General features: G+C 52.8%; 12 protein-coding genes and 1 pseudogene. 4 read left to right on the forward strand and 9 right to left on the reverse strand.

What is annotated here, in order from left to right; translation table 11 throughout:
* The 7 genes and pseudogenes from BUA93_RS13025 to BUA93_RS13055 all read right to left on the reverse strand — a co-directional run bounded on the left by BUA93_RS13025 (nucleotide 1) and on the right by BUA93_RS13055 (nucleotide 5800).
* Nucleotides 1-843 carry an alpha/beta hydrolase gene (locus tag BUA93_RS13025; protein ID WP_072980097.1) on the reverse strand — a complete coding sequence of 281 codons (843 nt, stop codon included), beginning with the start codon at nucleotides 841-843 and terminating at the stop codon, nucleotides 1-3.
* A gap of 18 nt (nucleotides 844-861) precedes the next feature.
* On the reverse strand, nucleotides 862-1503 hold the full coding sequence (locus BUA93_RS13030) for a DUF1989 domain-containing protein (protein WP_072800300.1): 642 nt from the start codon (nucleotides 1501-1503) through the stop codon (nucleotides 862-864).
* Nucleotides 1500-2153: an urea amidolyase associated protein UAAP2 gene (locus tag BUA93_RS13035; RefSeq protein WP_072980099.1), complete on the reverse strand. Its 654-nt coding sequence runs from the start codon at nucleotides 2151-2153 to the stop codon at nucleotides 1500-1502. The genes BUA93_RS13030 and BUA93_RS13035 overlap by 4 nt, the downstream gene beginning before the upstream one ends.
* Nucleotides 2154-2163: 10 nt before the next feature.
* Nucleotides 2164-2880, reverse strand: a complete 717-nt coding sequence (locus BUA93_RS13040) for an urea amidolyase associated protein UAAP1 (RefSeq protein WP_072980100.1) — start codon at nucleotides 2878-2880, stop codon at nucleotides 2164-2166.
* 15 nt (nucleotides 2881-2895) lie between these two features.
* On the reverse strand, nucleotides 2896-3744 hold the full coding sequence (locus BUA93_RS13045) for an ABC transporter ATP-binding protein (protein WP_072980102.1): 849 nt from the start codon (nucleotides 3742-3744) through the stop codon (nucleotides 2896-2898).
* Nucleotides 3745-3850: 106 nt separating this feature from the next.
* A pseudogene (locus tag BUA93_RS13050) lies at nucleotides 3851-4795 on the reverse strand (ABC transporter permease subunit); the annotation flags it as partial.
* Between the two features lie 21 nt (nucleotides 4796-4816).
* Nucleotides 4817-5800 carry an ABC transporter substrate-binding protein gene (locus BUA93_RS13055; RefSeq protein WP_072980106.1) on the reverse strand — a complete coding sequence of 328 codons (984 nt, stop codon included), beginning with the start codon at nucleotides 5798-5800 and terminating at the stop codon, nucleotides 4817-4819.
* 286 nt (nucleotides 5801-6086) lie between these two features.
* Here BUA93_RS13055 and BUA93_RS13060 point away from each other — a divergent pair, with 286 nt between their 5' ends.
* The 4 genes from BUA93_RS13060 to BUA93_RS13075 all read left to right on the forward strand — a co-directional run bounded on the left by BUA93_RS13060 (nucleotide 6087) and on the right by BUA93_RS13075 (nucleotide 11799).
* Nucleotides 6087-7085 carry an ROK family transcriptional regulator gene (locus BUA93_RS13060; protein WP_072980108.1) on the forward strand — a complete coding sequence of 333 codons (999 nt, stop codon included), beginning with the start codon at nucleotides 6087-6089 and terminating at the stop codon, nucleotides 7083-7085.
* 11 nt (nucleotides 7086-7096) lie between these two features.
* Nucleotides 7097-8863 (forward strand): allophanate hydrolase, encoded by a 1767-nt coding sequence (atzF, locus tag BUA93_RS13065; RefSeq protein WP_072980110.1) that lies wholly within the window; start codon nucleotides 7097-7099, stop codon nucleotides 8861-8863.
* A gap of 48 nt (nucleotides 8864-8911) precedes the next feature.
* A complete protein-coding gene (locus tag BUA93_RS13070; RefSeq protein ID WP_072980112.1) occupies nucleotides 8912-9745 on the forward strand; it encodes a DNA alkylation repair protein in 834 nt (277 codons plus the stop codon).
* A gap of 65 nt (nucleotides 9746-9810) precedes the next feature.
* A complete protein-coding gene (locus BUA93_RS13075) occupies nucleotides 9811-11799 on the forward strand; it encodes a glycoside hydrolase family 30 protein (protein ID WP_254793988.1) in 1989 nt (662 codons plus the stop codon).
* A gap of 20 nt (nucleotides 11800-11819) precedes the next feature.
* Here the strand turns inward: BUA93_RS13075 and BUA93_RS13080 are convergent, their stop codons facing one another.
* Both BUA93_RS13080 and BUA93_RS13085 read right to left on the reverse strand, forming a co-directional pair.
* Nucleotides 11820-12398: a M48 family metalloprotease gene (locus tag BUA93_RS13080; RefSeq protein WP_175547449.1), complete on the reverse strand. Its 579-nt coding sequence runs from the start codon at nucleotides 12396-12398 to the stop codon at nucleotides 11820-11822.
* An 11-nt stretch (nucleotides 12399-12409) separates the two neighbouring features.
* A complete protein-coding gene (locus tag BUA93_RS13085; protein WP_072980115.1) occupies nucleotides 12410-14287 on the reverse strand; it encodes a DUF4954 family protein in 1878 nt (625 codons plus the stop codon).
* Between the last annotated feature and the right edge of the window lie 14 nt (nucleotides 14288-14301).

Here is a 14301-nt window from a genome sequence, read left to right on the forward strand (position 1 = left end):
CTATTTCCTCTTACACTTTGTCAGTTGCACCAGAAGTTGCGTCAGCGATCCTTCCGGGTCTTCGAGTTCCTCAAGAATCGTAAAATGGTTCTGATTCGAAAGCAGGTTGAACGAACCGGAAATTCCGTCTCCCGCACGGCGCATCGCAAATTCGATGCTGTGCCTACGAAGTTCCGGAAGCTCGTCGGCGCCGACCACCACGACCACCGACTTTTTAACAAACGGTTTACGCAGCGGACTGAACAGGAGAATTTCACTTTCGGTCAGCTGAAGTTTATCGTTTAAGTAACACTTGGAAATCGGTTCTAGGTCATAGATGCCACTAATCGCAAGGGCTCCACAGACCCCACGTTCGTCAAGCATATTGACCGCCAAGTGAGCTCCTGCCGACCAACCCGACACGAAAATATGCGTCGCATCGAACCCTAGCTCATCATTATGAAGACGCAAGTAACTAAACGCACTGCGGAGACTTGCGATAATACCACGCATATCCCTATCGGGAGCGAGCGGATAACCGATATTGACGACATCGAAACCGTGCGCCAACGGCCCGCTCGCAACAAAGCGAAACATCTCCTTGTTACGCATCTGCCAATATCCTCCATGGATAAAGACAAACAGCGGAGCGTTCCTTTTTCCACAACTAAAGTAATCTAATGTTTCCCGTGGATGCCGACCATAACGCAAATCCAGCGTATCCTGGAAATTAGTGGCAAGCTTGGCGCTTCGCATATAGAAGATTCCGAGCAAGTCATTACTGTTCTTTACCGCCTTGCTATTGTCGTAAGCCTCGTCGAGCGCTTCCTTGGTGAAATTTCGATATACGTAGCCGTTTTCCATGAGTCCATTCCAAATAAATTATTTTTCAAAAACCAGCAAGCGAATCGGAGTCGGATTGTAGTCATTGCAGGGATTGTTTAACTGAGAACAATCCGAAAGCAGGAACATCACGTCCATATCGGCACGCAGTTCTATGTACTTGCCCGGTCCCGAAATTCCATCGGCAAATTCCAGGTGCCCCTTGTCATCCAGAATAACCTTTGTGAAAAAATTCAGGTTACAAGTCTGATCGCGCTTGCTCATCCCATAATTTTCAAGCGTACGCACGAACGTGTCACGGCAGCTGTGCATATAGCGAGTCTTGTCCGTATAGCGCACCACGTTTCCTTCAGCGGAGCATCCGCTTCCAAGCGTATCGTGTTCTCCGCAAGTATCCGCAATCACCGTAAGCATTGCATTTCCACAATTGCTGCGAATGACCGTGCCGAGCTCAATCATCGTATTCGCCTGTGCCGTAATCGTATTGTTCGCATTATAACGTTCCGTCGGATCGTTCGCGTTGTAAATCTGCACATCGCCGGACTGATTCCCTTCTACATCGACCATGCGGAGCACCTGTCCCTTCTTTAGGGGAAGCATATAGCCGTCGCCCGCAAGCACCGTCACATCGAAGACGGCGTCCTTCAAGTCATGGGAACTTTCAAGAAGTTTTGAGTTCATACAGACTCCTTGTCCCACACAATCATCCTGACCGGGGTCGGATCGTAAGCATTACAGGGATTGTTCAGCTGCGGACAATTACTCACGACCGCGAGCACATCCATCTCGGCACGCATTTCCACGTACTTTCCCGGCGAAGAAATCCCGTCAGCAAAGTTAAGGTTTCCCTGTTCATCAAAAGGAACGTACATGAAGAAATTCAGGTTGTTCACCTGGTCGCGCTTGTCCAGATTCGGGGTTTCAAGCAGCACCTTCAAGAACGATTCACGGCAAGCATGCATGTAACGTTTCTCAAGCGCATAGCGACAGGTGTTGCTTTCGCAGGAGCAAGCACTTCCGAGCGTATCGTGGTCACCACAAGTATCGGCAATCACCGTAAGCATCACGTTATCATCGTTGGAATAAAGCTTCGTCCCTACACCAACAAGGCAATTCGCCTGTCTTTGCACCGTCTGCTGAACGCTGTAGCGTTCCGAAGGATCATTCGCATTGATAAACAATGTATCGACGGCCTGATTTCCCTTGAGATCCAGAATACGGAAAATCTGACCTTTTTTTATCAAATGCAGCCAGCCCTTCCCGGCAGCAACATCCTCGACATAGCAGGCATCTTCTTCCTTGAGCGAACTTTCCAAATACTTCGTAAACATGATAGACCTCTTACAAGTTGTAGTTTGCCGTGTTGATGTAACCACGGCCGTTTTCGGGGCACCAGGTAAAGCACGGGTCTTCGGCGCCGGCGACATCGCAAGTCATAAGTTCCACTTTCACGGGCTTGCGTAGATATTCCTTGCTCGGGTTCAGCGGGTGCATACCCGTATCGATAACCACCAGGGTATCCATTTCGGCACGCAGTTCCACATAGTCGCCCGGCTTGGAATTATTTTCGACAAAAGTCATCTTACCGTCGGAAGTCACCACAACCTTGCTAAAGAAATTGACCAGTTCCGTAAAATCCCTCTTGGTCATGCCGTGCTTGCCGATTTCCACCAGCAGGGAATCGTAGCCGTTACGGTAAAAATCGTTGTGTGCGCTCTGGTAATCCTTCTCGCCAAAACGTTCCTTGATCAAAGCCGCATGGGTGCATCCACACAGAGGGTCGTGCCAGCCCACGGAATCTTCGACGACACTCAACAAGATGCGTCCCATATCGCCGTAAAGGCAACAATTCTTCGCGATGCGGCAGATATGCTGAATTTTCAGGGTATCGCCCAAGTTGAAGCGCTCGGTAAAGTTGCGTGCGTTATAACACATGAGCGATGCATTCGCGCCGCCCTCCAAGTCCGTGAGGCGAATTTTCTGACCACGCCTGACAATGCGCGAGTAGTTCCAGCCACCCGCAATAACATGTTCGCAAAGTACTTTAGATTCAGACATAATAACTCCTGATTTTTATGGTTGCATCCCAACCATGTTGACGATTTTAAAATCCTCTTCGGCAACTTCGTTCACCTTCGGCGGGCGAATCAGTTCTTCGATATGTTTCCGCGTTTCGTTAAATTCGCGCAAACTTAGACTTCCCTTGTTACGGGGGCGCGGAACCGGCACTTCGACCATCTCCTTGACCTTTCCGGGATTCGCCTGCAAAGTCAAGATGCGGTCCGAAAGGAATACGGCTTCGTCCAGATCGTGCGTCACGAAAATGATCGTGATGTCGATGTTCTTCCAGACTTCAAGCAGATACCTCTGCATCTGCGTCCTTGTCTGCGCATCGAGCGCACCGAACGGCTCATCCATCAGCAGTACACGCGGCTGAGGCGCCAGCGCCCTCGCGATGGCGACGCGCTGCTGCATGCCACCCGAAAGCTGCTTCGGGAAAAATTCACCGTACTTTTCGAGACCTACAATTTCAAGCCACTGCTCGGCAACCTCTTCGGCCTCATCGCCTCCGCGCCCTGTCGATTCGAGGCCAAACATCACATTCTGCTTGACCGAAAGCCACGGAAAAAGGGAGTACTTCTGGAACACCATTCCCCTTTCGGCACCAGTCCCGCGGACCACATTTCCGTCGAGCAGAAACTCGCCGCCGGTCGCCGTCTCGAGGCCCGCCGCAATACGGATGAGTGTCGACTTTCCACAACCGGAAGGTCCGATCACCGAGAGGAATTCGCGACGGCGTACGCGGAACGAGATATCGTCCAAAACACGGTGCATTCCCCTGCCGGAAGAATTCTCGAAATCCTTTACGATATGGCGCGCTTCCAGAATGCAGTCATCGAAAACATCTTTAGAACCTTCCATGGTATTTCTCCTTGAGCGCCTTTTCTTCGGGAGTCAGGCGGAACGAAAACACGGTATCCTTAGGCGCAAAAATTTCCTTCTTGATCTTGGAGGTCACACCGACATGACCACCTTCCCAGGCAAAGAAATCGCGACTGAGGAAATTGAGCACAAGATCGCAACCCAGCCCGATAATTCCGAGAATGATAATCGCCGCATAAACATTGTCGAAATTGCGGTACTTCGCCTGCTGATTGATGAACCAGGTGATGCCGGAACTCGTGCCGACCACTTCAGCCACAATCAGGTAGGTCCACGCCCAACCCAGCAAAATGCGCATATCCTTGTACATCTTGGGAGCAATCTCGGGCAAGATAACCTTGAACATGATGCGTCGAGAAGAGGCTCCCAACGTGCGAGCGGCTTCGATCAAAGTCGAATCGACACGGCGGGTGGTGGCGCACAGCATAGGGACCTGCTGGAAAAACGTACCGATGATGATAATCGCGATCTTGGGTGCGTCGCTGATTCCGAGAATAGCAACGGCCAATGCACCGAATACCGGCGCCGGAAAATACCGGAAAAACTCAATGAAGGGACCAGTCAACTTTTCAAAGAACGGGACCGCGCCGCAAATAATGCCCAGCGGCACGCCGACGAGACTCGACAGCAAAAAGGCCAGGAATACGATTTTTACAGAGTGGAGTATACTTTCGTAAAACCAGACATCGCCATCGCGCCTCGGTTCCGTCATAAAAGCCGTCACTAGAGCTTTGGCGACCTTATGCGGAGCCGGGAGATAGGCGGGGTTGATGCGCACACCCGTCATCGCTTTCTCGCCCGCGGCCAGCAGGGACTTATTTTCTTCCTCGAAATTGACGCGTTCGATTTCGTCGCCCGGCTAGCAAAACATGCTGCCACCGGCATCGACCACCTTGACGAGCGGGTGGTACACGAAAGGTACGTAGCTTACCACGCTCCAGACGGCAAGGGGAATAATGAACGAAAGCACTGCTAGCACCACCGTCCACTTCTTTCCAACATGCTTTTGAATTCCAATCGGGTTAATCATAACGTTTCCAATTTCGGGGTTTTACTTTTTCGCCTTGACGAATGTTTCCGTGAACGAAGGGATAATGTAACGGTTCACATCCACATTCTTTTCATAAACCTTGTTCTTCACGAAGAACGCGTCGACATTCTTGCTAGACCCATAAACCGAACCGTAGCCATCGCCCTTCTTGAAACGGGCCGCCGCTTCTTCTGCCGTCAGGAATCTGGTCCCACCCATAAACGTGGCGTATTTCTTTTCGGAGATACCCACGCGGGCGGCAAGAATCTTGACAGCTTCGGCCTTGTTTTTCGGATCGTTCAGGAAATCGATGACATCGTACCAGGCGGCTACAACCTTTTCCCATTCGGCCTTGTTTTTCATCAGCGACTCCTGCGATACCGCGAGAACGTCGTAGATGATTCCGGGTTCGTTCGCGCTAGAGTAAAGTTCCTTGGCTCCTTTGACCACTTCAAGCGCGTTCACGGAATGCGGAACCCATGCGACCACTGCGGAGACCTCGCCGCTTTCAAGGGTCTGTACCGCCTGATGCGTCGGCATATTCACAAGCGACACGTCGGATTCTTTCAAGCCCATTTTCGTAAGGGCGTTGATCAGCAGCGCATGCGAAAGGCATCCGAATTCGACCCCCACCTTCTTTCCCTTGAGATCCTTGATGGAGTTGATTCCGGGAGCACCGACAATCTTGTCGTTTCCGTTACTGTAGTCGTTGATCAAGATGATAGAGTTGCGGGCGCCCGTCGCGTTAAGCATCATGGCATCGCCATTCGCCACTCCCACGGCATCCACCTGCTTTGCGGCAAAGGCATCCATAGAAGGGCCATAATCAAACCATTCCAGCTTGACATTGACATCATGCTTTTTGAAGAAGCCCTTCTTATCGGCAATTTCCCACGCGGTCCATCCCGGCCAATCACTGTAGGCAATTTTCAGCAGGGGCTTTTGAGCATATACGGCAGCAACGGCCGCAGTAACACATACCAGAAGTATTTTTGTCAAATTCATAATATCCTCACTTGTTTGCCAAGGATGTAGCAAAAGGTGTGCCAATTTTCAAAATGGGCCAAATTTTGAAAAAAAACGCATTTTCAAGCGACATAAGAACTTTGCAACATTTTTATAGTTCCGCAATTTGTAAAACACTTTTAAAAAGTCCATCTGCATTTCAAAAAAATGTAAATCCTGTAATTTGTGTAAATTAATGAATTTCGGATAAACTTGAAAAAATCTTTTCAAAAAAACTTTTGTAACCTCTTTACAAAAGTGAAGCCGCGTCACTATATTTTAAGGTATGAAACAAACGAACACAACAGCGGAATTAAAAAAACATAACACACGTGCCGTCAAGACAGCGCTGCTTTCACTCGGTGCAGCCACGAAGGCGGAGCTTTCGCAGGCGACTGGACTCAGCGTCGTCACCTGCGGCACCATTTTGAACGAATTAACCGCTGCAGGCGAAATCACCGAAGAATCCCAGCGCATTTCTAGCGGCGGGCGCCCCGCCATAGCCTACCAGTACAATCACGAATGGGGCAAGTCGCTCTGCATATACGCCTACTCCGACAACGAAGAAAAGCTTCTGCATTTCCGCGTCCAGGATATCTGCGGCAACATCAAGCAAAACGGGACCTTCAGGGAAAGACTCATTTCTCCCGAAGTCATCATCTCCAATATCCGCAAAATCCTGAAAAAGGAAGCCGACATCAAAATCATCGTTATCGGCGTACAGGGTTGCGTCAATAACGGCATCATCGAGTTTTCAGACATCGAGGAACTCCGTGGAACAAATCTGGCAGAAAGAATTGAACACGCGCTAAAAATTCCGACCGTTGTCGAGAACGACATGAATACCATTGCGTTAGGTTATTCAAAATCAAACAGCAACGAGAAAAACGTGGCGCTCCTCTTTTTCCCGAAAAGGAACACGCCCGCAGGCGGCTTTATCGTCGACGGGAAAATCCTACGCGGCACCTCGAACCTTGCCGGCGAACTTTCGTACTACCCCTTCAATTTTAACAAAAGCAGCCAAACGGCGGCCTTCAGCGACATAGAGTACGCGATGCCTATCGTAAACCAGCTTGTCACTGCGGCAGTCGTCTTCCTTGACCCCGCTCAGATCGTGCTTACCGGCGGGCTTGCATCCGAAATGAACGAGCAGGCCATCGTCCAGCACTTGCGCAGGCATCTGGACCGTTTGCAGCTGCCCCGAATCATCATCAAGCCCAATACCGAAAGCGAATATTTCGCAGGGCTCTACAACCTTGCCGTGGAACATCTTTTGGAATTATAACAGGAGGATTTATGGACCTCAGAATATCATCCCTCTTAAACGCATACCGCAGCGGGGCGACAACTCCACGCGCCGTCATCGAATACGTCCTTGCCGAAATGGAAAAGGCACCCGCACAAATCTGGATCAGCCGCCTTTCGAAGGAGGCCCTGGAAAAATACCTGGAACCGCTCGAAAAGTTTTCCGAATTTCCCGAAGACAAGCCGCTTTTCGGAATTCCATTCGCCATCAAGGACAACATCGACGTGGAAGGTCTCGAAAGCACCTCGGCATGCCCCGCCTACGCCTATACGGCAGCAAAAAATTCATTTGTCGTAAGCCGCCTGATTGAAGCTGGCGCCATCCCGGTCGGAAAGACGAACATGGACCAGTTCGCCACGGGACTCGTCGGAACACGCAGCCCCTACGGAGCCATTCCCAACAGGTATGCTCCAGAATACATTTCAGGCGGAAGCAGCAGCGGTTCGGCGGCATCGCTCGCCTATGAACTCTGCAGTTTCGCCCTCGGCACCGATACGGCGGGCTCCGGGCGCGTTCCCGCGGCATTCAACAAGCTGGTAGGCGTCAAGCCGACGCGCGGTCTGCTCAGCACAAACGGGGTCATTCCCGCTTGCCGAAGCCTCGACTGCGTCAGCATCTTTGCGCTAGATATTGAAGACGCGAAAATGGTCTTGAACGTCGCACAAGGAGAAGATCCCGAAGACCCGTATTCCAGGGAAGCTCCATGGAACGCCAATGCGGAACTGCGTGCGAGACTCACCGAAAAATGGACCTTCGGCGTGCCCGACACGTTAGAGTTTTTCGGCAACGAGGGCTACCGAGAAGCATTCGAAAAAGCAGTTTGCGCATTCGAAAGGGCTGGCGGTACAAAGGTCGTCGTCCCGTTCGAACCCTTCCTGAAAGCGGCGAGGCTTCTCTACGAAGGTCCATGGGTTTTCGAACGCTACAATGCCGTCGGAAAATTCATCGAGGAGCATTCGGACGAAATTCATCCGGTAACCAAGGCAATCATATCGCCTAAACAAATTCCGCATCCGTCAGAAGTCTTCGAAGGCTTCCATAAGTTGCAAGCATATAAGAAAATTACAGATAAAATAATATCGTCGGTCGATTTTCTGCTTACACCGACCGCAGGGACCATCTACAAGACGGACGAAGTCGAAAGCAACCCCATCGCGTTGAATTCCAATCTGGGTTACTACACCAACTATATGAACCTGCTGGATTATTCGGCTCTCGCCATCCCCGCTGAAGACGCTACAGGCAAAGACGAAAACGCAACGAGCCTTCCGTTTGGCGTAACGCTCGTGGGCAAGGCTTTCGACGATTACAAGCTGCTCGATGCCGCCGAAGCGGCTAAGCCCTTCCTTGAAAAAAGAATACCGCTTGCCGTCTGTGGCGCCCACCTCAGAGGATGCCGGCTCTATTGGGAGCTTTCGCGCGCAACCTTCCTGAAAGGCACTAGAACAGCTCCCGAATACAGGATGTTTACTTTCAACGATCACGGTATTCAAAAGCCCGCACTCGTCTCCTGCCCTAAAGGAGAAGGGCACAGTTTCTACATCGAAATCTACGGGCTCACCGCAGAGGACTTCGGCAATTTTGTAAGCCGCATTCCGAAACCGCTTTGCATCGGCAAAATCAAGACAATCGACGGGACACTTGTTTCGGGATTCCTTTCCGACACCTCTATGGGTGAGTGGATTTACGACAAGAAGGCTGTCGATATCTCGGAGTACGGTGACTGGAGAAAGTATATCGCGGCTACAAAGAAGTAGTTGCGATTTCAAGGCTGCTCTAGCAGAAATTTTGTTATTTTATCGGGTATGACTCCCGCCGAACTTGTCAAGCGCCTGTTGGCCGAACAGGATTTAAAGTACCGCGACTTTCATGCGTCGCTGTTGCCGAACATCGACAAGAAAACGATTATCGGCGTGCGCGTGCCTACCATGCGAAAAATCGCGAAAGAGTTCGCGGATTCTGCAAAGGGCTCCGCGAGGATTGCTGGTTCTGCGGCTGGATCTGCGACGGATTCAACGGTTGCAAAATCCGTGCCGACTGATGTCGCCAAATTTTTAGACAAGCTCCCGCACAAATACTTCGAAGAAAACCAGGTGCACCTTTTTGTGGTCGAGCGCATCAAGGATTTTGACGATTGCCTGCATCGCATCGAGCAGTTTTTGCCCTACATCGACAACTGGGCCGTATGCGACGGTAAATCGCCAAAGGCTTTGCTTAAGGACGAGGCGCGGTTCGTGTCGTGCATCGAAAAATGGCTCAAGTCAAAGCACCCTTACACGGTTCGCTTCGGCGTGAACATGCTCATGAACTTTTTCCTGGACGAGCGATTCGACAAGAAGTTTTCGAAGTGGGTCGCGGCTATCGACGAAAACCTTTTCGATGATGATTCGACGGGGGCAGCACAGCCCCAGAAGCAGGCCGCATCGGTAAACGCCGCCCGTCCCACCGACCGCTACTACGTGCAGATGGTCATCGCCTGGTACATGGCGACGGCGCTTGCCAAGCAGTGGGACGCAACATTCCCCTACATCAAGGGCCGCAAACTTTCGCCCTGGATCCACGCAAAAACCATCCAGAAAGCCTGCGAAAGCTACCGCATCACATCGGAGCAAAAAGAAATCCTGCGTGGGTTGAAATAGAACCGTAATTTCCCCGAAAAAGTCCACATTTGACATTTATTCATTTTGGGGGTATATTTAGGGGTATGATGGGTATTGGTAAAGATTTTAAAGTCTCGGGCGTGGCCCTTGCCGCGTTCTGTTTAGCAGGTTTATTTGCCCCTGCGCATGCACAGACTAAGGTCGTTGTGGACCCCGGCAAAAAGTATCAGGTTTTCGAGGGCTGGGGCACGAGTCTCTGCTGGTGGGCCGTAAAGGCGGGCGCCTGGAGCGAGGCGAACCGCAGCAAGCTTCTGGGTGCGATTGCCGACCCGGACACGGGTCTGGGCTACACGATTTTCCGCTACAACATCGGCGGCGGCGACCAGCCGGGCCATAATCACCTCACGAAGGGCGACGGCGGCGCGAACGTTCCCGGCTACAAGCCTACCGAAAAGGGCGATTTCGACTGGACGGCAGACCCGTACCAGCGCACGATCGCGGTTGAACTTTCCAAGCGCGTAAAGGACCCGATTTTCGAGGCGTTCAGCAATTCGCCCCCGTGGTGGATGACCAAGAGCGGTTGCGTCTCGGGCTCTAGCGACGGTAGCGACAACCTCAAGGAAGACTATTTCGACGACTTCGCGGACTACCTCTCCGAAGTGGCGCTGCACTTCAAGAAGGAATGGGGAATTACGTTCCGCACGGTGGAACCGTTCAACGAGCCGAGTGCCGGCTGGTGGAAATCGAACGGCGGGCAGGAAGGTTGCGGCTTCAAGAACAACCAGACGAAAATGATTGTGGAACTCGGCAAGGCGCTTCAGAAGAAGGGCCTGTTCCCGGAGACTTCGGTGAGTGCCGCCGACGAGACGAACATTGGCGATGCCTTGAACCAGTTCAACAAGTACAGTTCCGAAGCGCTTTCTTACATGTTCCAGGTGAACACGCACAGCTATTCCGGCGGCGACAACCGCGCCAAACTTTTCAATGCGGCGTTCGCGAAAGACAAGAAGGTGTGGCAGTCCGAAACGGGACCGCTTCACAAGAGCGGCGACGAGAACATTGCACTCTGGATGGCGGGCGTGATTCTTGCGGACCTGCGCGACATGAAGGCGAGCGCCTGGGTGGACTGGCAGATTGGCGACCCGGCCGAGAACTGGCGTAGCCTCGCGCTGAACCACAGCAAGCAGACTTTCAGCCCGAATGCGCGCTACTACATGCATGCCGCATTCAGCCGCTACATCCGTCCGGGCTCGCGCATTATCGACAGCGATAACGGCAATACGCTCGCGGCGCTGCGAGAAGATGGCGCCTTGGTGCTCGTGGTTCGTAACAGCGGCTCAAGCGACGTGAGGTATGAATTCGACTTGCGCGGGTTTGACAAAATCGGCGCAAGCGCGAAGGTGGTACGGTTCGAATTGCCGGGCAGTTTAACGACGCAATCCGATATTGCGGTGTCGGGGAAGACGCTCTCGATGACGGCGAAGTCCAACACGATTACCACGATGGTGATTGACGGCGCCGAAGGTGGCGTCTGCAAGCCGGATTCCATTATTCCGTATTCGAAGATCAACAATAACGAAGGTTGGTCCACCGCAACTGATATCTCGCTTTCCAAGGGCGATTCGCTTTCGATTGGCCCGCACCCGTGGGAAGGCGGGCGCTGGGTATGGAGCGGCCCGAACAACTTTACCTCCACGAACCGCGAAATCCACATCGGCAAGATGGACGGCACCATGAGTGGCTACTACAAGGCGGTCCACACGAACGCCTCGGGCTGCGAGGGCTCCGTGACCTTCAAGGTCGTCGTAGACGATCCGGCGCACCCCTTCGTGGAACCGGATACCACCAAACAGGATTCGACGAGAGATTCGTCGTCGGTAGCGCTGCGCGATTTCGGAATGTACAGGCAGGAAATGTTCCGTCCAGGCGAACCTTTGCAATTATTCGACATGCAAGGGCGCTTCCTCGGCACACTGCCGGCAGGCTCCTGGCAGGCTGAAAACATCGCAGCATCGGTCCGCCAGCATTTCAAGCAGGCGGGAACGTTCCTGATTCGTCAGGGAGTACAGATGCACCGCATCCAGGTGCATTAAACGGCATATCAGGAAGTGCCTTAAGCGGCGCGACCCTGCCCTGCCTTGATTTCCTTGTTCAGGATTTTCTGACTGCGAATCGCAACGGTCGGGTGCTCGCGGTAAATTACCGCAAAAAGCTTCGTATAGGGAATCTCGCTTACGGCAAGGTCGCGCATCGCGGCCTTCGCTACTTTCTTGCCAAGTTTCTCGAAGGCGTAACGGTCCGCCTCGTATTCCTGATGCCAGCAATACAAGTGGAATACCGTACGGAACGGGATTGCCGCCAGGTGCAGCCACAGAACCGCTTCCACAAGCGACATTCCGCGACTCGCCAGCAGAAAGGCAAAGAGCCACACGGCAAGCAACAGCAAAGCGACCTTCGCCAAATTCCGCAAGATGCCGTGCCGCAACTCCGAATGGCCTTCCTCGTGCTTTCGGACAAATTCATTCTCGGTAGGTTCCCTGCGATTCTCCGGCAACGGCACGATATCGTTCACCAGCGGAATCAGGCGGAGCACGGCAAATACACCGCCACGCAACTGCGAAAGCCTCCGCTCGCGAATTTCCAAAGCAAGCCGAGCCATCACCTCGATCACGAGGACCGCAACGAGTATCACAGTCGCCGAGATCATTCCGCCTTGGCCGTCTTCACGATAGACGCCAAACGGCGCAGCTTATCTTCGACTCGGTTCTTTTCCCATTCGGTAAATCCCCTGTCCACGGGATGCGCGTCATCGTAGTCGTCGAAAATCTTTCGGCCACGATCGTTGTCCTTGTCGAGGCCGTGCGTCACGCGTTCAAACCAGTCCTTTTCAAGCTGGCGGTAACGCTTCAGCAACTCGTCGAACGTCTCGGGAAGCACCACCGTGCGCATCACGTCCTTGTTGGCATCGTTGGTCGAAAGGCGACGCAGTTCCTTGACCGGTTGCGACTGCAAATTCGGATCGTTCACCACCAGGGTTATCACCTGTTCCAGCGCATAGCGTTCCAAGTACTCGCGGTAAATCTTGATCGCCTTCTGGCGCACGCGTTCGCGAAGGAAGTTTTCGCCAAGCCCGTCGATATGTTCCTTGGTGTAGAAATCGCGAACTTCCGTCACCTGCAGGCGCTGGTAGGCGTCGTATACATAGCGCAACGTATCGGGACTGAAAATCGTATAGAACGAAGCCGGCACGAACCCCTTGCCACGAATGGAATACTTGTAAAGGTTGCGGTCGAGCGCATAGGCGTTATTCGCATAATTCCAGCCAGGCACAATTTCATTCAGCCGCGGAGCAATGCCGTTCAGCTGCGGGTCCCCCGGCTTGATCAGCGAGAACGGGAACTTGACCCGTTGTGGGAGCGTCGTAAGTCCCGAAGCAATCAGCGTAAAGGGCGACTCGCGGTAATTCGCGGGGAACTTGACATTTACGCCGAGCCCAAAAAACATTCCCTGTCCGGGCATCACTTCCTGATCGGGCATACGGCCGGTATGGTTGCTACCCACGTTCGCGCCGTAGCCCAGGTTGCCACATCCGTCGGGCCAGAGCGCCGCAATCAAAAGCGAATGGTGATGCATCTGCGTCATGGGGCCCATGTACGAACTGTTCACCTCGCCTTCTTCAATATGGCAACACGGAGCGATAATCGACGACTTCACGATCGCCTTGCAGGCAACCGTCGTACGGCTCATCAGCACAGAACCCTGCACCTCCGCGCCCGTATGGATCGTCACGCCCATCTGCACGTTCGAATTTTCAAGAATCACGGAATCGTACACGTGGCTCGGTTCCTCGAGCGACGAAAGCACCACCGAGTTACGGATCTTCTCGGCGCCCTCGATACGCGCATGCGCACCGATCCAGCTGTTACGAATAATGTTCGTATTGCAGATAACCGCACCCTTCCCGACAATGCCGAAAGAAAGTGCGGTCTCTTCGCGGTATGCCTTGAGCTGCTCCGCGAACGCCGTCGCGACATCGGGCTCCGGCTTGTGGAAAAGCTGCAGGTCCACCAGCTCCATATTGATTTCGGGGAACACGAGAACGCTGCGACCGCCCATCTCGTTACCCACGTGCATCGCGTTGCCGACCATGTAGCTGATCTTTCCGCTGCTCACGATTGAGCCCACGTTCTGCACCACCGAACTGCTGCGTACCAGAATGTTGCTGAGCATCGCCACCTTGTGGACAAGAGCGTTCTCCACGAGACAGTTATGCACCAGGCTGTCGTAAATACCCGTCGGGAAAGACACGTCACCCGGCAACAGGAGTGTCCCGAAAAAGCGCGGCAAGTAAACCTCGCCCATGAACGAGCTCCGAATAATGCGGTTCGGGTCGAAGTCGTTTTCGACCATGACCTTCGCCCACGACTCGGAACGGTTGCCGTTCCTTTCGAGAACCTGAATCTCGGCCTCGGTCAATGGACGGTATTTGGACATTGACGCCCGGATCGTCTTGAAATTTTCGACGGAGGACGCCAAAACACTATTCTTGAGCACTTTTTTCAATTTGAGCAAGCGTTGCATGGTCAAAAAATAGA

The organism is Fibrobacter sp. UWH4 (assembly GCF_900142475.1).
In the GTDB taxonomy this organism is placed as follows: domain Bacteria; phylum Fibrobacterota; class Fibrobacteria; order Fibrobacterales; family Fibrobacteraceae; genus Fibrobacter.

Bases quoted from the DNA above. Each gene is read 5' to 3' on its own strand.
- BUA93_RS13025 (WP_072980097.1), bottom strand. From the start codon at position 843: ATGGAAAACGGCTACGTATATCGAAATTTCACCAAGGAAGCGCTCGAC.
- BUA93_RS13040 (WP_072980100.1), bottom strand. From the start codon at position 2,880: ATGTCTGAATCTAAAGTACTTTGCGAACATGTTATTGCGGGTGGCTGG.
- BUA93_RS13055 (WP_072980106.1), bottom strand. From the start codon at position 5,800: ATGAATTTGACAAAAATACTTCTGGTATGTGTTACTGCGGCCGTTGCT.
- BUA93_RS13070 (WP_072980112.1), top strand. From the start codon at position 8,912: ATGACTCCCGCCGAACTTGTCAAGCGCCTGTTGGCCGAACAGGATTTA.
- BUA93_RS13060 (WP_072980108.1), top strand. From the start codon at position 6,087: ATGAAACAAACGAACACAACAGCGGAATTAAAAAAACATAACACACGT.
- BUA93_RS13045 (WP_072980102.1), bottom strand. From the start codon at position 3,744: ATGGAAGGTTCTAAAGATGTTTTCGATGACTGCATTCTGGAAGCGCGC.
- BUA93_RS13035 (WP_072980099.1), bottom strand. From the start codon at position 2,153: ATGTTTACGAAGTATTTGGAAAGTTCGCTCAAGGAAGAAGATGCCTGC.
- BUA93_RS13075 (WP_254793988.1), top strand. From the start codon at position 9,811: ATGATGGGTATTGGTAAAGATTTTAAAGTCTCGGGCGTGGCCCTTGCC.
- BUA93_RS13030 (WP_072800300.1), bottom strand. From the start codon at position 1,503: ATGAACTCAAAACTTCTTGAAAGTTCCCATGACTTGAAGGACGCCGTC.
- BUA93_RS13085 (WP_072980115.1), bottom strand. From the start codon at position 14,287: ATGCAACGCTTGCTCAAATTGAAAAAAGTGCTCAAGAATAGTGTTTTG.
- atzF (WP_072980110.1), top strand. From the start codon at position 7,097: ATGGACCTCAGAATATCATCCCTCTTAAACGCATACCGCAGCGGGGCG.